This window comes from Halocynthiibacter sp. SDUM655004 (assembly GCF_026015885.1).
In the GTDB taxonomy this organism is placed as follows: Bacteria; Pseudomonadota; Alphaproteobacteria; order Rhodobacterales; family Rhodobacteraceae; genus Falsihalocynthiibacter; species Falsihalocynthiibacter halioticoli.
The window spans coordinates 113475-130423 of the sequence record NZ_JAPDUG010000004.1; the positions used below are offsets into that span (position 1 = coordinate 113475).

The 16949-nt window shown below is 51.8% G+C and carries 17 protein-coding genes; 6 read left to right on the forward strand and 11 right to left on the reverse strand.

Translation table 11 applies throughout. From position 1 onward, the window contains the following. Positions 1–80: 80 nt before the first annotated feature. Both N9C89_RS15045 and N9C89_RS15050 read left to right on the forward strand, forming a co-directional pair. Positions 81–2108: an NADPH-dependent 2,4-dienoyl-CoA reductase gene (locus tag N9C89_RS15045; protein WP_263954834.1), complete on the forward strand. Its 2028-nt coding sequence runs from the start codon at positions 81–83 to the stop codon at positions 2106–2108. 184 nt (positions 2109–2292) lie between these two features. Next, positions 2293–3198 (forward strand): LysR family transcriptional regulator, encoded by a 906-nt coding sequence (locus N9C89_RS15050; RefSeq protein ID WP_263954835.1) that lies wholly within the window; start codon positions 2293–2295, stop codon positions 3196–3198. 32 nt (positions 3199–3230) lie between these two features. Here the strand turns inward: N9C89_RS15050 and N9C89_RS15055 are convergent, their stop codons facing one another. The 4 genes from N9C89_RS15055 to N9C89_RS15070 are packed head-to-tail and all read right to left on the reverse strand — an operon-like array spanning position 3231 to position 6209. Further along, a complete protein-coding gene (locus N9C89_RS15055) occupies positions 3231–4190 on the reverse strand; it encodes an OmpA family protein (protein ID WP_263954836.1) in 960 nt (319 codons plus the stop codon). After that, entirely contained in the window at positions 4187–4762 is a 576-nt protein-coding gene (locus N9C89_RS15060; protein WP_263954837.1) for a peroxidase-related enzyme, read from the reverse strand. The genes N9C89_RS15055 and N9C89_RS15060 overlap by 4 nt, the downstream gene beginning before the upstream one ends. Continuing rightward, entirely contained in the window at positions 4759–5487 is a 729-nt protein-coding gene (locus tag N9C89_RS15065) for a GNAT family N-acetyltransferase (RefSeq protein ID WP_263954838.1), read from the reverse strand. The genes N9C89_RS15060 and N9C89_RS15065 overlap by 4 nt, the downstream gene beginning before the upstream one ends. After that, positions 5484–6209 carry a competence/damage-inducible protein A gene (locus N9C89_RS15070; RefSeq protein ID WP_263954840.1) on the reverse strand — a complete coding sequence of 242 codons (726 nt, stop codon included), beginning with the start codon at positions 6207–6209 and terminating at the stop codon, positions 5484–5486. The genes N9C89_RS15065 and N9C89_RS15070 overlap by 4 nt, the downstream gene beginning before the upstream one ends. 45 nt (positions 6210–6254) lie before the next feature. Here N9C89_RS15070 and sfsA point away from each other — a divergent pair, with 45 nt between their 5' ends. From sfsA to N9C89_RS15085, 3 genes are all read left to right on the forward strand, one after another. Continuing rightward, on the forward strand, positions 6255–6953 hold the full coding sequence (gene sfsA, locus N9C89_RS15075; RefSeq protein WP_263954841.1) for a DNA/RNA nuclease SfsA: 699 nt from the start codon (positions 6255–6257) through the stop codon (positions 6951–6953). Between the two features lie 77 nt (positions 6954–7030). Next, the gene (gene map / locus N9C89_RS15080) at positions 7031–7843 is read left to right on the forward strand and encodes a type I methionyl aminopeptidase (protein ID WP_263954843.1); all 813 of its coding nucleotides are present in this window, start codon (positions 7031–7033) and stop codon (positions 7841–7843) included. Positions 7844–7962: 119 nt separating this feature from the next. Beyond that, positions 7963–9015, forward strand: a complete 1053-nt coding sequence (locus tag N9C89_RS15085; RefSeq protein ID WP_263954845.1) for a TRAP transporter substrate-binding protein — start codon at positions 7963–7965, stop codon at positions 9013–9015. Positions 9016–9057: 42 nt separating this feature from the next. On the opposite strand, the gene rsmD is transcribed toward N9C89_RS15085, so the two are convergent. Together rsmD and N9C89_RS15095 are read right to left on the reverse strand one after the other, a co-directional pair. Beyond that, positions 9058–9618 carry a 16S rRNA (guanine(966)-N(2))-methyltransferase RsmD gene (rsmD, locus tag N9C89_RS15090; protein ID WP_263954846.1) on the reverse strand — a complete coding sequence of 187 codons (561 nt, stop codon included), beginning with the start codon at positions 9616–9618 and terminating at the stop codon, positions 9058–9060. Further along, positions 9615–10823, reverse strand: coding sequence for an NAD(P)/FAD-dependent oxidoreductase (locus N9C89_RS15095; protein WP_263954847.1), 1209 nt, complete (start codon positions 10821–10823; stop codon positions 9615–9617). The genes rsmD and N9C89_RS15095 overlap by 4 nt, the downstream gene beginning before the upstream one ends. Before the next feature lie 82 nt (positions 10824–10905). On the opposite strand from N9C89_RS15095, the gene N9C89_RS15100 reads away from it, so the two are divergent. Continuing rightward, positions 10906–11391 (forward strand): peroxiredoxin, encoded by a 486-nt coding sequence (locus N9C89_RS15100; protein ID WP_263954848.1) that lies wholly within the window; start codon positions 10906–10908, stop codon positions 11389–11391. On the opposite strand, the gene N9C89_RS15105 is transcribed toward N9C89_RS15100, so the two are convergent. The 5 genes from N9C89_RS15105 to N9C89_RS15125 all read right to left on the reverse strand — a co-directional run bounded on the left by N9C89_RS15105 (position 11388) and on the right by N9C89_RS15125 (position 16836). Next, the gene (locus N9C89_RS15105; RefSeq protein WP_263954850.1) at positions 11388–12566 is read right to left on the reverse strand and encodes a GNAT family N-acetyltransferase; all 1179 of its coding nucleotides are present in this window, start codon (positions 12564–12566) and stop codon (positions 11388–11390) included. The genes N9C89_RS15100 and N9C89_RS15105 overlap by 4 nt on opposite strands. Before the next feature lie 45 nt (positions 12567–12611). Then, positions 12612–13394: a glycerophosphodiester phosphodiesterase family protein gene (locus N9C89_RS15110; protein ID WP_263954851.1), complete on the reverse strand. Its 783-nt coding sequence runs from the start codon at positions 13392–13394 to the stop codon at positions 12612–12614. Next, complete coding sequence (locus tag N9C89_RS15115) at positions 13391–13855, reverse strand: RidA family protein (protein ID WP_263954852.1); 465 nt, start codon at positions 13853–13855, stop codon at positions 13391–13393. Before N9C89_RS15115 ends, N9C89_RS15110 begins: the two co-directional genes overlap by 4 nt. An 81-nt stretch (positions 13856–13936) precedes the next feature. Then, positions 13937–15181 carry an HlyD family secretion protein gene (locus N9C89_RS15120; RefSeq protein WP_263954854.1) on the reverse strand — a complete coding sequence of 415 codons (1245 nt, stop codon included), beginning with the start codon at positions 15179–15181 and terminating at the stop codon, positions 13937–13939. Then, entirely contained in the window at positions 15178–16836 is a 1659-nt protein-coding gene (locus tag N9C89_RS15125) for a type I secretion system permease/ATPase (RefSeq protein WP_263954888.1), read from the reverse strand. The genes N9C89_RS15120 and N9C89_RS15125 overlap by 4 nt, the downstream gene beginning before the upstream one ends. Positions 16837–16949: the final 113 nt, after the last annotated feature.

Consider the following 16949-nt stretch of genomic DNA (forward strand, 5'->3'; position numbering starts at 1 on the left):
TTTTCCACCAAAACTGACGCGGCGTTTCTGATGACAGACGCGAACGTAAGCGTAAACTCGCGGCTTCAGGAGGACCAGCCATGAGCCAATATCCAAATCTTTTGTCCCCACTCGATCTGGGATTCACCACATTGAAAAACCGTGTTCTCATGGGGTCAATGCACACTGGACTTGAGGAAACAAAAGACTGGAACCGTGTAGCTAGGTTCTATGGTGATCGGGCCAAAGGCGGGGTTGCGCTGATCGTCACTGGAGGCATGGCACCGAACAAAGAAGGTGGTGTATTCCCCGGCGCTGCGGGCTTGTTCACACCGCAAGACATTGAAAATCATCGTGTTGTTACCGATCGCGTCCATGCCAGCGGCGGCAAGATCGCGATGCAAATCCTGCATGCAGGCCGTTATGCCTATTCGCCTGACTGCGTAGCACCGAGTGCGGTGAAATCTCCTATTTCACCTTTCCCACCCAAGGAACTTGATGCAGAGGGCATTGAGAAACAGATTTCCGATATCGTTACGGCCGCCGCCCGCGCAAAAGAGGCGGGCTACGATGGCGTCGAAATCATGGGCTCAGAGGGATACTTCCTGAACCAGTTCCTTGTTACGCATACCAACAAGCGGACGGACGAATGGGGCGGCTCTTACGAGAACCGCATGCGTCTTCCGGTGGAGGTTGTGCGGCGCGTGCGCGAGGCTGTTGGGGCGGATTTTATCCTGATCTATCGCTTGTCGATGATAGACCTCATTCCAAACGGCAGTACGTTTGATGAAGTGGTGATGCTTGCCAAAGCAGTCGAAGACGCAGGCGCAACAATTATCAATACCGGAATCGGGTGGCACGAGGCGCGTATTCCGACGATCGCAACCTCTGTCCCACGCGCGGCCTTTAGCTGGGTGACCAAAAAGCTGATGGGGCAGGTTTCCATTCCGGTTATCACGTCAAATCGCATCAACACGCCGGATGTTGCGGAAGGAATATTGGAAGCGGGCGAAGCGAATATGGTTTCGATGGCGCGCCCGTTCTTGGCGGACGCAGATTTTGTAAATAAAGCGCGTGATGGCGTGGCCGACGAAATCGCGCCGTGTATTGCCTGCAATCAAGCCTGTCTTGACCATACCTTTTCGGGCAAGCTTACGAGCTGCCTTGTGAACCCGCGTGCCTGTCATGAAACCGAGCTTGAAATCTCACCAGCAGCCGTCAGGAAATCTGTCGCAGTTGTTGGCGCGGGTCCAGCGGGCTTGGCATCGGCTCTTGCTCTGTTTGAGCGCGGTCATGATGTGTGTCTGTTTGAAAAATCTAATGAGCTTGGCGGTCAGCTCAATATCGCGAAACAGGTTCCTGGCAAGGAAGAGTTTTTCGGCTTGGTGGATTGGTACAAAACCATGATCGCAAAGTCTGAGATCACCGTGAAGCTTGGCGAAGCGGCATCCGCAACCGAACTCGCTACATTTGATGAGGTCGTCATCGCAACAGGTGTCACGCCACGCGATCCACAGATTCCGGGGCAAGATCTCCCACATGTATTGTCTTACATTGATGTCCTGAAGAATGGTGCAGAGGTTGGCAAGAACGTTGCAATTATTGGGGCAGGCGGCATTGGCTTCGATGTCGCGGAGTATCTTGTTCATGACAATACAGATCACGAACTCGATCTTGAGCAGTGGAAACGTGAATGGGGTGTTGGAGATCCGGAGCTAACTCGTGGTGGCCTTGCCAAAGAGGGCCCACAACCGGATGCTCCCGCGCGGAATGTTGTTCTGTTGCAGCGCAAGGCCGAAAAGCTGGGCAAACGTCTTGGTAAGACCACAGGCTGGATTCACCGCGCAGCGTTGCAGATGAAAGACGTTAAGATGATCGGCGGCGTTAACTATGAATCAATCTCGCCGGAGGGTATTCAAATTAGCTTTGGAGAGGCGCGTGAACGCCCACAGCTTATTCCTTGCGATACCGTTGTGATGTGCGCTGGGCAGGTCTCTGAACGGAGCCTCGCCGACGAGTTGGAAGCGCTCGGCAAAGTGCCTCATGTGATTGGTGGCGCGGATGTCGCCGCAGAGCTTGACGCAAAGCGTGCGATTGACCAAGGCATAAGGCTGGCGGCCACTCTATAGTCTGTTTTATTATTTCAAATTAATGGTTTATTAGCGGAGCCGCGGTGGATGCGCGCCTCCGCATTTGTGGCCGTTGTTTTGGAAACGGTTCCACAAAAACCGCCATATTGTCAGTCTATCAGCACAATTCCGCCCAAATTGACGGCCATATATTTCTGGCACGACGTTGATGTAAGGGTAACAAATGGACCGTTTAACAGAGATGGAAGCCTTTGCCACAGTTGTGGATCAGGGCGGCTTCACGGACGCGGCTAAGAAAATGGGGATTTCTAAGTCTGCTGTTTCCAAACATGTTTCATCGCTCGAAGCGCGCCTCGGCGCCCGTCTGTTGAACCGGACAACCCGTCGTGTCAGCCCGACTGAAATTGGCTTGGCGTATTATGATCGTGCCCGTCGTGTTTTGAACGATGCTGGCGAAGCAGATGCCCTCGTTACATCCATGCAATCGGCCCCATCAGGTTTGCTGCGCATTTCAGTCGCAACGGACTTCGGCGTTAACCATCTTTCGCCCGTTCTTGGCGAGTTTTTGTCCGATTTTCCAGAAATTACCGTCAACATGGTTCTGAACAATCGCTATGTCGAATTGATTAGCGAAGGTTTTGATATGGCGATCCGAATTGGTGAGCTGGAAGACAGCACACTTCGCGCTCGCAAACTTACAGAAACAACCAAACGTATGGTGGCTTCGCCAAAGTATTTTGAAGAGTTTGGCCGCCCCGCAAAGATTGACGATCTGAACGATCACAAACTTCTTCACTACACGAACCAGTCGAACGGCGCAGTTTGGAAAATTACTGCACCATCTGGCGAAAAACGACAGGTTCGCACATCTGGCTGGCTTTCTGTGAATGACGGGCAATCGCTTTTGAATGCGGCTGTTTCCGGCCTTGGTATCGCGTATTTGCCGAGCTATCTCTACGCGAATGCGCTGAATGACGGCTTGATCGAAGAGGCGATGCCCGATCTTCCTGTTGAAAAACAAGGGATCTACGCCGTCTATCCGCCAGGCCGCTTTACCCAGCCCAAGGTGCGCGCATTTATTGATTTTCTTGTGAATTCATTCGCAGAAAAAGGCCCAGACGCCTGGTAATCCCCATCGCAACTTAACTTGAGCTGCTGATCCTAGCGATTGGCCGCGTAGCCGTTTATTGAGGTCATGATAACCTCTACCCGACGGTTTTGTGCGCGTCCCTCATTGGTCAAATTGCTCGCGCGCGGCGCGAGAAATCCCATACCCTCTGCAGACAATTGCGCCTCTGGCACGTCATATTTGTTGACCAGCATTGCAGCAACAGAACGCGCACGTTTCTTTGAAAGCGCGATATTGTCGGTCAGCGAACCTTCGGAATCTGTATGTCCAACGAGCGCAACGTTCCGCTCTGGATTTGCCTTGAGGTAGTCAGCGAGGGCCGCAAGAGTTGCGAAGTCACCATCCGCAAGTGCAGATGAACCCGTTGCGAAAACAAGATCGTCCAACACAAAATGCCCTTTGTTCTCAAGGCTTTCGGAAAGGCTTCCTTGCGCAATGGTTTCAGTCGGTCTTGCGCCTTTTGTGGCTGTTGTCAGTGGTAAGCCAAGTGAAGGATCGCCTCCGGCCTGAACGATTTGAACGTATCCAGCGCTTGCCGATTTGCTCACGACAAGACTTGCATATTGAGGCCCGTCTTCTGTTTCTTTTTGGGCTGCAAAATAGCGGAAATCGCCAAGATCGACGTGCATTATGGGTTCGGGGAAAATATCAACCGAGAACCGGAAATCAAATCCACCGCATGCTGCGGTTTCGCATTCATAAAGGCGCGTATACCCGTCTTCGACAAGTTGATCGCGCATCATGTCAAGGAGCCCCAGCGTCGTGACGCGCGAAGAGCTTATCTTCCAAGCTTGTTTCTCGACGCGCCCTTCCGCAGAAACAGAAGCAACATCTTTACCAGTCCAGCCGCCAGTCGGAAGGCGATAGCTGCTAGAATTTTCAAGCGCTTCAGCAACCAGTTGAGCGCCATTCGGCAGCTTCAGGTCCATGGCCGTCGACGCCATAGGCAGGCAGGCAAGTACACCTGCAACGATATGCTTGGTGCTTTTCATCTGTTCTGGCCGTGATACTCTGGGTTTGGTTGCATCTGCGTGCCGGAGGCGACGCGGTTTGTCATGTTGAAAAACGCGGCGACATTCACAATATCCCAGATATCGGCATCAGAGAAACCAGAGCCACGAAGTAACTCGCGGTCTGCCTCTTCTATGTCCGAGCTGGATTTCGTCAATTTCACGGAAAAATTGAGCATGTGCCTTTGTTTGTCTGTGAGTGGTGCCACTTTATAGTTCATGACAAGCATTTCACCAAGAGTGGGATCACCCGACAGTGCACGGACTGCTTGACCATGCGCAACAAGGCAATAAAAGCAACGGTTCTGGGCAGACACAACAACGGCGATCATCTCACGCTCAAGCTTGCTCAGATTGCTACCAGCCAGCATGAGTTCGTTGTAAAGGCCGGTAAATGCGTTGAGCTTCTCGATGCTAAAGGCATGGGCCTTTAATACGTTCGGTACAAAGCCAAGTTTCTCTGTGCAGATGTCAAAATACCTTTGGGTCTCCGCTGGAAGCGGATCCATCGGAGGTAGGTTCAACGCAGTTGGAGATTCTAGGGCTGTGCTCAATCGATCCTGCTGTTTTTTTGTTTAATCCTATAGTGATAGTGTCCCACAGGTTTCATATTCAGGAAAGTGTATAGTTTATTTGCAGCAGTATTTGCGTGCGTAACAACAACAGATAGTTGTTCTGCCCCATGATCTTGCGACCAGTTGGCAGCAGCATACATCATATTGACGGCAACTCCTTGCCGACGGGCGCGTGAAGACACCTCAAGTGCGTGTAACATAGCGATTTTTTCGTGCAATCCGACAAAAGCAGCCCCCGCAGCCCTGCCTTTTGCGCGCCCAAGGAGAGTTGTTTTGGCAGTTTGAGCGCGGTGCATAACGTTGAGCCGTCCTTCGGTAATGCCACCTGCTGCCCAAATCTCCTCCATGATGGCGAGTGGTGGAAATACCTCGAAGCATGCAAGCGGCTCAAGCTCACGGATAAGCGTCGCGACAGGCGCCGAAAGAATGTGTACCGGATCGACAATATCGTAGCCGCGTTCGTTCAGCTTGGCGTCGAGTTCGTTATCCTCCTCGCGGATCATGAAGAGTGGCCTTTGGTTCAGGGCAATCATCCCTGTCTCGGCGTCTTGGATATCCGCAGCGGAAAGCGATGTGTTCAGAGTTGCGCAACACACGCGCTTGCTATCGCTGCCGCCTCCGTTACGAAGCAGAAAGCCGCCGCGCTCGATAATGTTTAGTGGGGGCCATGTGGCATCAATCGTGTCGAAATAGGCCTTGCTCATGAATCTGCAAACAGCCGTTCAAGTTCGGCGAAACCCTCTGAGAGCATATCGGAATTTTCCCCACGAAGAACGATATTGGCGCCGTAAAGCCCATTCTCCTGAAACGGGTAAGAGCCAATTGAAAGCTCCGGAAACCGAGCGGCGAATTTGCCCAAGGGGCCGGCGATATCGCCCTCGCCCCGCTCAATACGCAAGGATTTACTATGCAGCGGCGCGCCAGCCGAAAGTTGCGGCAATACCGCCTCGACCATTGCTTGAAAGACGCTCGGCACCCCGGCCATCACATGGGTATTCTGAACGGTAAATCCCGGCGCGACAGAGACCGGATTGTCGATCAAAGTAGCGTGTTCTGGTATGCGCGCCATGCGTTGCCGCGCAGCGTTAAACTCTTTGTTGGTGCGCTCGTAATGCGCCGCAAGAAGAGCGTAGGCATCCTCGCGAATGTCGATGCTTTGGCCGAATGCTTCCGCTATACAGTCAGCAGTAATATCATCATGGGTCGGGCCGATGCCGCCTGATGTAAACAGGTGATCATAGCTTTGGGAGAGGGATTTAACGGCGGAAACGATGCTGCTTCTGTCGTCGCTCACAATCCGAACTTCACGCAGATTGATGCCATGTTTGGTAAGCGCACCAGCCAGAAAGTGCATATTGGCGTCTCGTGTGCGTCCAGATAGGATTTCGTCGCCAATTACCAGCATCGCAGCGGTCGGGTTTGCCATCTTCTGCTCCTTGATCGAGATACGTGCATTGTATAGGTCTGCGCTATGAAATTTGACAGCCCCCTTGTACCTGCAACGCTCATCCGACGATATAAACGATTTCTCGCAGATATCCGACTTGAAGACGGCCAAGAGGTTGTGGCGCATTGCCCAAACCCAGGCTCGATGATAGGGCTTGCCCAAGAGGGCGCGCGCATCTGGGTCGAACCAAATGAAGATCCGAAAAAGAAGCTTAAATTCGGCTGGCGTTTGGTGGAGCACGGGCCGGATCATTTTACAGGAATCGATACCGGTCGCGCCAATCGCATTGTTGCCGAAGCCCTCGACGACAAGAAAATTGAGGCGCTGTCACATTATGAAACGGTTAAACCTGAAGTTAAGTACGGCGAGGGATCGCGCGTTGATTTCCTACTCTCAACACAAGAGCAACGTTGTTATTTAGAGGTCAAGTCGGCCACCCTGTGCCGTGAGCCAGGTTTCGTTGAATTTCCCGATAGTGTGACGGCGCGCGGGGCGAAGCACCTTGCCGAATTACGCAGTATGGTCGAGAACGGAGATCGGGCGGTCATGCTATTTCTTGTTCAAGACACCTTGGCGAAAAGCGTAAATGTCGCGCGTGATATTGATCCGACCTATGCAAACGCCTTCGAACACGCTCGTGCGCGTGGCGTTGAAATGATGGCCTATCGTGCCAATATCACACCGGATTGTATTACGCTTGGGCACGAGTTGCCCGTAGGATAAAGAATTGCGGGTCATACCTCTGGCCCTTTTTGTGCGCCTCGCTTATTTAGAGGCAGAATTATGAACGGAGAACCGGTTTGGACGAGACACGCGGTCGCCTGACAAAAGATGGAATTCGGATTTACGAGGACGCAGATTTTGCGGGCATGCATAAGGCTGGCCGGTTGGCTGCGGAAATCCTCGATGAGATCGCCGAACATGTCGTTCCGGGCGTTACAACAGGTGCGCTTGATGAGCTGATCACTGATCGCATTGATCAGGCAGAAGCGAAATCCGCCACCATTGGGTACAAGGGCTATAAGCACGCAAGTTGTATCTCGGTGAACCATGTTGTGTGCCACGGCATCCCTGGCGAGAAGGTCATCAAAGATGGCGATATTCTCAACATTGATGTCACGGTTATCGTTGATGGGTGGTTCGGCGATACAAGCCGGATGTATGTCGCGGGCAAAAGGTCCAAGAAAGCCGAGCGCCTGATTCAGGTCACGCATGATGCGTTGATGGCTGGAATCGACGCTGTGAAGCCGGGTAATACATTTGGCGATATCGGCGCAGCAATCCAGCGGTATGCCGAAGGGCATCGAATGTCGGTTGTCCGCGACTTTTGTGGGCATGGCCTCGGGCGCGTTTTCCACGCGCCGCCCAACGTTTTGCACTACGGCAAGCCAGGAACGGGCGCGGTTCTCGAGGAAGGCATGTTCTTTACAATCGAGCCGATGATCAATCTCGGAAGACCGGAAACCAAAGTTCTTGCGGATGACTGGACAGCCGTAACACGCGATAAATCTCTCTCTGCCCAGTTCGAACACTCGGTTGGCGTTACTTCTGACGGCGTGGAGATTTTCACGCTTTCTCCCAGTGGTCGTTTCCATCCAACTTGGGCTGAGTAGTCGACACTGTAGCACTTAATTTTTGACCATTTGTTCCAGTTGCGAATGATTTGCAATTGGTGGTCTTGGTGTTAAACACGGGTTGCTTTTACATCCAAGTTAGAAAAGGACGCCGCGCGATGATAAGAATATTGAAGTCGGCCACCTTCGCCTTTGCGGTTTCTGCCCTGTCGCTTTCAAGCGCCGCAGCGCAGGAAGTTACTCTGCGTTTTCAGCACTTTGTGTCACCAAAGTCAGCAAATCCAACCTATTTCATGCAGCCATGGGCGGACAAAATCGAGCGCGATTCCGGCGGTCGGATCAAAGTCGAGCTTTACCCGTTCATGCAACTCGGTGGCAAAGCACCGAGTCAGTACGATCTGATTAAAGACGGCGTGGTTGATGGTGGTTGGGTTATTCCTGGTTATCAGCCGGGGCGTTTTCCAGAAGCTGAAGCCATGGAGATGCCCTTCATGGTCCCTAAAAACGGTGAAGAGGCGAGTAAAGCCGCTTGGATTTTCACTCAAAAGCACCTGATGGATGATTTTGCGGATGTCCATTTGATTACCGCACATATGCACGGCCCAGGCATCGTGCATAAAAAAGGCGCGCCGATTTCAACGATCGAAGATTTTTCGGGTGTTAAGCTTCGTGGCCCATCGCGCGCAGCTACTCTCTTGTTGAAAAAGCTCGGCGCTGAACCGATTGGCATGGCGGTCCCCGCTTTTCCGGAAGCCCTGTCTAAAGGTGTGGTCGATGGTGGCGTAATCACTTGGGAAATGTCGCCTTCTCTTAAGCTTGACGAACTCACAGACAGCCACACAGATGTTTATGGTTCGAAGTCACTTTATAATCTCTATTTCATCTGGGCGATGAACAAAGATGTTTACGCTGGGCTTCCTGATGACTTGAAAGCCGTTATTGATGCGAACTCCGGTTTCGCCGCCGCTGCTCTTGCAGGGCGCGCGCACGACACGGGCGATCTTGAAGGGCGCGAACTGATGGCAGAAGCTGGCAACGACATCGCGCAGTTAAGTGAAGACGAAACCAACAAGATTAAGGCGCTGGGCGACGAAGTGATCAATGAGTGGATCGAAGAAGTCACAGGCAAGGGACTGGATGGCGCGGCATTGATTTCAGATGCGCGGGCTGCGGTTCAAGTGACCGAGGGAACAGCTGCACCCATTAAGTAGCCTATGTACATCGGGCCGATCTTTCTCGGCCCGATTGCGCAGCTAGCCTCCGTAGCGAAGGAACGTGATGTGCGTTCCTCCGTATTTCCGCGTGTCGATCCGCTGAAACCCGTTTGGCGCAAGCACAGGTTTGCTTTCTTCCCAAACGATGAGCGCATCTTCTGCAAGCCATCCTTTAGCGGCGGCGGAGACAAGGGCCGCGCCACCCAAGTCTTGGCCATAGGGCGGATCAAGAAAAACAAGCGAACAGGGCTCTTGAGCTTCGGGAAGGGAACTCGCCTCACACTTAAGCACACGCGTTTGATCCTGCCGTCGGGCCAGACGAATATTTTCGCGAAGGAGTTTCTGAGAGACCCGACCATTGTCGACAAAACTGGCGAAGCGTGCGCCACGACTTAGCGCTTCGAGCCCCAGAGCACCGGTGCCTGCAAAAAGGTCCAAGACGTTTGCATTTTCAATCGGACGCTCGAAAGCACCACCATTAAGCACGTTAAACAGACTTTCCCTTACTCGATCCGAGGTTGGGCGCAGCCGAGCTTCAATGTCGCCACCGCCGACATCGACAAGTTTTAGGCCTCTATTTGCCCCCGCAATGATCCTCATTTCAGCAATGCCTTTAGATTGCTGTCCGGGTTTTGAATGGTTTCAACGGGCGCTGACTTTCCAGCTTCGATGAGGCGTTTGCCGATCATATAGGCTCTAGGTTCGTTCATCGCATCGACAGCAAGGAGCTTGTTTCCACAAAAATACCAGTGGCTTACGGCGTTTGGAGTACTGCCTGGGCGCACGACCACTTGATCATATCCAACATTGAGGCCCGCGATTTGCAGCTTAATGTCGTATTGATCGCTCCAAAACCAGACTTTTGGAACATACTGCTCGTTTTTGCCCAGCATATTCCGAGCAACGGTCTCGGCTTGGTCAATTGCGTTCGGCACACTCTCAAGGCGAATACGTCCGCCCAAATGAGGAAATGATGCGCAGTCTCCGGCGGCCCAAATCATCGGGTCACTCGTTTGTCCGAAACTGTCGGTTCTAATACCGTTCTCAATCTCGAGCCCCGCTAATGCGGCGATTGCCGTATTCGGCTCAATTCCGATACCGACAATGACGAAATCGAATTCTTGGCGTGTTCCATCGCTGAATTCCGCGCCTGATACGACATCGTCGCCAAGTAATGCTTTTAGCCCAAGGCCCTCTCGTATTTCGACGCCGTGATCGGTGTGAAGCGCGCGAAAATAATCGGCTGTTTCGGGGGCCGCTACGCGCCCAAGAATGCGATCGGCCATTTCAACGAGCGTAACGTCTACACCTTTTTTGCGCGCCACAGCTGCAGCTTCTAACCCGATGTAGCCACCGCCGACGACCAAGAGGCGTTTGCCGGGTTGAAAAAATTCTGACATCGCGTCGGCATCTGCGAGGCTGCGTACCGTAAATACGTTCTGAAGGTTCCCTCCGATCGACGGCGGAAGTTGGCGCGGTGTGGCGCCTGTGGTTATGGCGAGTTTGTCATAGCTTATCGCCTCGTCGCCGACGGTGACGATCTTGGATTGTGGATCAATTGCACTCACGCTTTCGCCCAACACAAGGCGAATATTCTGATCGTGATAGAAAGACTCGGGTCGCAAGAAAAGGCGCTCTTGGCTCAACTCGCCCAACATGTATCCCTTGGAGAGCGGTGGCCTTTGATACGGAGGAACAGGCTCTTCACCGATCAAAGTGATCTCGCCTTCAAATCCGGAATTTCGCAATTCGGCTACCAATGATGCGCCAGCTTGTCCTGCTCCGATCACAACAAAATGCGCCATTGTTCATACCCTTTTGCATTGAAATTCAAGCTGCAGAGTATAGGTGGGAACTGTGAGTTGCAAATACAGTTGGAGACGCGAAATGAAACTCGAAGTCGGGACAAAAATCCCAGTAGAAACATTCCCAATTTTGAAGGACGGAGCACCAGACTCAGTCGATCTAAAAGACAAATTGCAAGGACGTAAGGTTGTTATTTTCGGCCTTCCTGGTGCGTTCACAGGCACATGCTCCACCAAACATTTGCCAAGCTTTATTGAGGCCAAAGACGATTTCGCGGCCAAAGGTGTGGATGAAATCATTTGCGTCGCGGTCAATGACGTATTCGTAATGGATGTTTGGGCAGAGCAAACGAGCGCTAAGGACGCTGGGATCACGATGTTGCCAGACCCCGAAAGCAAATTCACAAGCGCAATCGGTATGGATTTTGACGTACCAGAGCTTGGATTTGTTAAGCGTTCAAACCGCTACGCAATGCTTGTAGAAGATGGTGTTGTAACTGCGTTGCAGGTTGACGAAGCTGGCCAATGTGACCTGTCGACAGGCAACAGTTTCCTAGCGGCGATTTAATCGGCCTCGCCTGAATTTTTGAATGGGCCATAGGCGGTGAGGATTTCGATCTCTTCGCCTATGGCTTGTGCTTCTGCATCAAGAAACTTTGCAACAGCATCTCTGAATCCCGTATCTGCGATATAGTGAAGCGAGTGCGTTTCAACGGGGAGATATCCTCGTGCAAGTTTGTGCTCTCCTTGTGCTCCAGCTTCGACTGTCGAGAGCTCATGCGCGATAGCATAGTCAACCGCTTGATAGTAACAGAGTTCGAAGTGCAGAGCCGGGTAATGCTCAGTGCAGCCCCAATACCTGCCGAATAAGGCGTCTGCTCCAATAAAATTTAGAGCCCCTGCAATGGCTTGGCCGTCACGAATGGCAAGGACAAGCAAGATATCATCGCGCATCCTTTCATGAGCCAGATCGAAGAATGACCGCGTCAGGTAGGGAGTTCCCCACTTCCGCGCGCCTGTGTCTTGGTAAAACCTCCAGAATGCATCCCAATGCTCCGGTTGGATTTGGTCACCGGTCAGCTGAACAATCTCGCCACCAAAGCTTTGGGCTTGCTTGCGTTCTTTGCGAATGTTTTTGCGTTTGCGGGAAGAGAGGCCGTTGAGGAAATCTTCAAAGTTTTGGTAGCTACTGTTCTTCCAATGGAACTGTTGACTTTTACGTTTGAGAAGCCCGATTTTCTCGCCCTCTGTCGCCTCGCCTTCGGCGCAGAAAGTGATATGCGCGGAAGATATTTTGTTTTCTTGCACAAGCTGTACCAGACCTTGAATGAGTGCCGCGCGCCCAACCTGTTCATGCTCTGGCTTGGTTAGCAGACGTCGTCCGGTAACGGGTGTGAATGGAACCGCGACCTGAAGCTTAGGATAATATCGGCCTCCGGCGTTTTCGTAAGCATGCGCCCAATTGAAATCGAAAATGTACTCGCCTTGACTGTGGGATTTGCCATAGACGGGAGCGGCGGCAATCATTTCATCGCCTTTGTGAACGGTCAAATACTGCGCTTGCCAGCCCGTACCAGGGCCGATTGATCCGCTATCTTCGAGCGCTTTTAGGAAGCGATAGGTGGTGAATGGATCTACGGCTCTCTCACTTTCGCTAGAAGAAGATCCAGCGCAACTGTCCCATTCACTTGGGTCGATATTCTCGAAACTTGTGTGAACCCGTATCTCAAACGAAGCGCTCATCTTAACCCTTTCTTCCGGCGCAGCGTCGCATTTTATGCAATAGGGTCAAGCGGGAAGATAGCCTTCGAACGTAACATTATCGGCAACGCGACGCGCGCGGATATCGGATTTTGCCGACTTAACAGTCCAGCAAAGAACGGGCACTCCGCGTTTTTTGAGAGCCGAAACATGCGGGTTGTCCAGATCTTTTACGGAGTGGCTGATAAAGCTGCATCCCGCTTTTTCAAACATCTCTATTTCATAGAGTGATCGAAGGTCAGCGGCGCTAATCCCATCCGCATCGGAATCATTCCAAGCATAGGTCGTAAGCCCGCGCGGAACATTTGGGGCGAGTTCTTTCATAGCCAAGATCGAGTGTGGGTTGAACGACATGACGGCCACATGACCAGAGTAGGCTGCAATATCAGGTGCAATGTCCCGCTCGATTGCGCCGATGTTCTTGCCCATTTTGCCATCCTGATCCTTAATTTCGATGAGAATAGGAACACGACCGTTTACCTGATCGAAGACTTGTTTCAGGCTGGGGATTTTTTGCGCTTCATTGCCTTTAAGGGATATGCTCGCAAGCCTTTCTAAAGACAAGTCTCTTACGCGCCCGCGCTCCGGGGTTAGTCGGCCAAGCCGATAGTCGTGGAAAACAACAGCCCTCTCGTCGCCGGTGACTTGAAGGTCGAGCTCAATTCCGTAGCCGCGATCTATTGCAGCCTGAAACGCGGCAAGACTGTTCTCGGGTATTCCCGCGCGTTTATCATGAAGCCCGCGGTGCGCTATCGGCCGGTTCAGAAAATCGACCGATAGTTGGGGGACAGTCGGACTATTCGGGTTCATTCGACTTCGAATATCCCTTCGATTTCGACAGCAACGCCAAATGGAAGCGATCCAGCCGAAACCGCGGAACGAGAATGGCGACCTGCGTCGCCAAGTGCTACGACAAGGAAATCCGAAGCGCCATTGATTACCGCTGGTTGTTCACCAAATTCGGGCGTTGAGTTTACAAACCCTGTAAGCTTTACAACGCGCACAAGCTTACTCAAATCGCCGCCGCAGGCAGCTTTAACTTGAGCCAGAAGCCCAATCGCGCAAGTTTTGGCCGCTTCTGCGCCCTCTTCAACGGAAAGCTCTTTGCCAAGTTTTCCGGTAATGAAGCTGCCATCTTTCATTGAGACTTGACCGGATACATAAAGGGTATTGCCGGTTTTCACGAATGGAACGTAGTTTGCCGCAGGTGCCGGCGCGTCAGGAAGCGTGACGCCAAGTTTCTCCAGATTTGCTTCAAAATTCGTGCTCATTCTTCTCTCCTGAATTTGACTCGCGCAACGGTAGCGAAGATGAGTTTGAGGCGAAAGTGAATTCGGCGGGTGCAGGTAATCCTAGGGCCAGAACCGCTGAAACGGCTGCCAACTATGGCCAGACGGCGCCTCATCAAAACTTACAGTTATCGGCAAGGAAGGTAACAAGCTCTGAAGACTCCCAGCCAATCTCTCCTTATCTGATATCTTTGGGGAGAGCTTGACTTTGTAAACTGTAGAACCGTTTTCAAGAGAAATTGGCCTTGGCGAAATATACGTGATTTCCGCCTGAATGCGGGCAGACCCTGTTGTAAGGTTTGCTGGAAGCAGCAGTGTCGCTACCTGCCCAATCGACAGTGATTGGGCGTCTATTGGTGGCACCAATGTCGTTACAAAGCGTGCGCCAATTTCGGAAGCGATTGAGAGGATGGGTTCGCCCAAGGCAGCAAGTTCTTCCGACCCTTTTGTATTAATACTATGAGCGATACCGGATGCAGGGGCACGTAAAGAAAGTTGATCGATTTGGCGTGACAGATCTTCTGACTTTGCTACCAGCGACGACCGTTTAAAACGTAACGCTTGCATTTGCGTTTCGACATCAATCTCGCTTTTGAGCGTGGTCAACTCATATGACGCTTTGGCTAATCGCAGCCCGTTCATATTGGCCAATAACAGTCCGTTGAGTTTAGCCAACTCGCCAGAAAGTCGCGCGTATTCGCGCTTAAGTGCTTGCGTGCGGGTCTGCCTCGCAAGTCCGCGCTTTTCGAGTTGTTCTTGAGCAGATAGCTCATACTCAAGATGCTCTTGTTGAGCGGAGATCGCCTGTATTTGTTTCTGAATCGACCCCTTTTCGGAGATTATTTGCTCGACTTGAATATCGTGCTGGCGAGCCTTCGACCGTCGTTCCTCTCGCATTCTCGCTGCCAAAGTAATGTACCGGGAGTTTGATTGAGTGCCAGAAAGAGACTCCAATAAGGAAAGAGTAGACGTGACCTCCTCGAGTTCGATTTTGTTCAACTTTGCCTGAAGATGCAGGTCTGGGGCGGCGAGTTGAGCCAGAATCTGCCCGCGCTTTACCTCCTCTCCCTCTCGCACAAATACCTGAGAAATTATTGCCGTGCTGGGGCTTTGAATGGCGTGGTCGACGCTCGCCGTTTCGATATAGCCCACGGTTTTGAGATGAGAATTATTCAATGCGAAGTTGACCCAGGCAGCGGCAACAATCACAGCGACCAGAGAGGCGCATACTCCCAAGTGCGGAAATCGAATTTGCCGTTTTGGCACTGTTGGTTCGGCACGAACTTGGTCAAAAAGGGTGTGCTTCATTGAGCCGCCATTGGTTCGCGGTTCCCGCTAGGTTTTTGTTTTAACAGGCTCCGCAGAACGCTTTCTCTCGGCCCTGAGGCAATGATGTTTCCTTTGCTGAGCTGGATAATATGGTCGCATTCATGAACGGCAGATGGTCTTTGCGTTGCAATTACGACGGTTTTTCCTTCGGCTTTAAGTTTGCGAATTGAAGCGTTTAGTGCGTCTATTCCAAGATGGTCTAAGCCAGCGTCTGGTTCATCGAGCAGTACGATTTCAGGATTGCCATAGATAGATCTTGCGAAAGCAACGCGCTGAAGTTCGCCTCTAGAAAGTGTGACGTGATCAGGCTGAATATTGGTTTCGTAGTTGAAAGGCAGGCTCAGGATATGGTTGTGAATGCCTGCATTCTTTGCTGCGTGCTCGATTTTTGTTTGCTCAGGCTCTTTTTCAAATCTTGATATGTTCTCGGCGATGGTTCCCGGAAATAAAGTGACCTGTTGTGGCAGATATCCGATCGCGACTGACGGTTCTGCGAAATTTTGATTTGGCGCGTAGTTCAATATTCGACCGCTGTCTGGTTCGATTGATCCCGTCAAAAGTTCAATGAGAGTAGATTTTCCAGACCCGTTTGGCCCAATAATACCAAGGGTACTGCCTCTTTTGAGTTGAAACGAGATACCATTCAGTCGAGGCGCCGTACCAGCATCGCCCAGAACAGTGACGTTTTCTATTTTGATGTCATCTTTGAGGTCGGCGATCTTTGGCAACATCTTCGGGCCAACTGACATATGCGAGAGATTGCTCAAACCGTCTCGTGCTGAAACTGCGTAATTCCAGCCCGATATTGCTGTTTCAAGAGGTGCGAGAAAACGGGCGATGAGTATTGAACCGGCAACCATCGCTCCGGCGGAAATTTCCTCGGCAAGCACTAAAACAGCGCCAAGCGCAATCATACCGGATTGAAGAACCTGCCGCAGAGAGAAGGCGGTCGACTTGAAGGCTTGTGTTGAAGCCTTGCTTTTTTTCGACTCTGAACTCGCTTCATCCTCTTGCTCAGCCCAACTCTTATAGCAAGCTCGCCCCATATTGAGCGAGCAAAGCGTTCGAGCTCCACTGATGAAATGTTCCAAAATGTGATCAGATTTTTGCTTCGAGCGTGCGGAGTTTTCGAGGTTCTGGCGTGTGAGAGATTGATGAAGGAAGGCGACGGTTAGTAGGATGATACCACCCAATGCAGCAGCAAGGGCAAACCATGGGTGCAGCACGTAGAGCGCCATCAGGAACATTAGAGACCACGGCGCGTCGAAAAGGGAGCCAAGGGTTCCGGATGCGATGAATGACCTTAGCGTTTCCAATTCGAATATCGCGTGTTGAGCAGGTTGCCCCTTAAGCTTTTTGCCGTGGGCCAGAATGGTCGCCTCAAACGCTTTTCGGCGCAGGGCTTTGTAAATCCTGTCGCCCTCGTTACTCAAAATTCGGGCACGCACGAAGTCGAGAACCCCCATACAGCAGAACAAAACGAGCGCAAAAATTGAGACGATTACAAGCGATCGAATTGATCCGCTCGATAAGACGCGATCATAGACGAAAAGCATGAAAAACGGGCCTGTCAAAGCCAGCAGGTTTGTGAAGCTTCCGAAGATGATCAGCGCAATGATCGCACGGCGGTTCACGAGAATGGATTTCAACGTGCAAAGGCGTGATTTCGGAATGTGCTTGGATACGCTCAAAATTCAGGTCGCTCATTATTAACGTGCGCGCTGTATCCGACATGATACACTACACA

Coding starts and splice junctions, on each gene's coding strand:
- N9C89_RS15045 (WP_263954834.1), top strand. CDS start 81: ATGAGCCAATATCCAAATCTTTTGTCCCCACTCGATCTGGGATTCACC.
- N9C89_RS15050 (WP_263954835.1), top strand. CDS start 2,293: ATGGACCGTTTAACAGAGATGGAAGCCTTTGCCACAGTTGTGGATCAG.
- N9C89_RS15055 (WP_263954836.1), bottom strand. CDS start 4,190: ATGAAAAGCACCAAGCATATCGTTGCAGGTGTACTTGCCTGCCTGCCT.
- N9C89_RS15065 (WP_263954838.1), bottom strand. CDS start 5,487: ATGAGCAAGGCCTATTTCGACACGATTGATGCCACATGGCCCCCACTA.
- N9C89_RS15070 (WP_263954840.1), bottom strand. CDS start 6,209: ATGGCAAACCCGACCGCTGCGATGCTGGTAATTGGCGACGAAATCCTA.
- sfsA (WP_263954841.1), top strand. CDS start 6,255: ATGAAATTTGACAGCCCCCTTGTACCTGCAACGCTCATCCGACGATAT.
- N9C89_RS15085 (WP_263954845.1), top strand. CDS start 7,963: ATGATAAGAATATTGAAGTCGGCCACCTTCGCCTTTGCGGTTTCTGCC.
- rsmD (WP_263954846.1), bottom strand. CDS start 9,618: ATGAGGATCATTGCGGGGGCAAATAGAGGCCTAAAACTTGTCGATGTC.
- N9C89_RS15095 (WP_263954847.1), bottom strand. CDS start 10,823: ATGGCGCATTTTGTTGTGATCGGAGCAGGACAAGCTGGCGCATCATTG.
- N9C89_RS15100 (WP_263954848.1), top strand. CDS start 10,906: ATGAAACTCGAAGTCGGGACAAAAATCCCAGTAGAAACATTCCCAATT.
- N9C89_RS15105 (WP_263954850.1), bottom strand. CDS start 12,566: ATGAGCGCTTCGTTTGAGATACGGGTTCACACAAGTTTCGAGAATATC.
- N9C89_RS15110 (WP_263954851.1), bottom strand. CDS start 13,394: ATGAACCCGAATAGTCCGACTGTCCCCCAACTATCGGTCGATTTTCTG.
- N9C89_RS15115 (WP_263954852.1), bottom strand. CDS start 13,855: ATGAGCACGAATTTTGAAGCAAATCTGGAGAAACTTGGCGTCACGCTT.
- N9C89_RS15120 (WP_263954854.1), bottom strand. CDS start 15,181: ATGAAGCACACCCTTTTTGACCAAGTTCGTGCCGAACCAACAGTGCCA.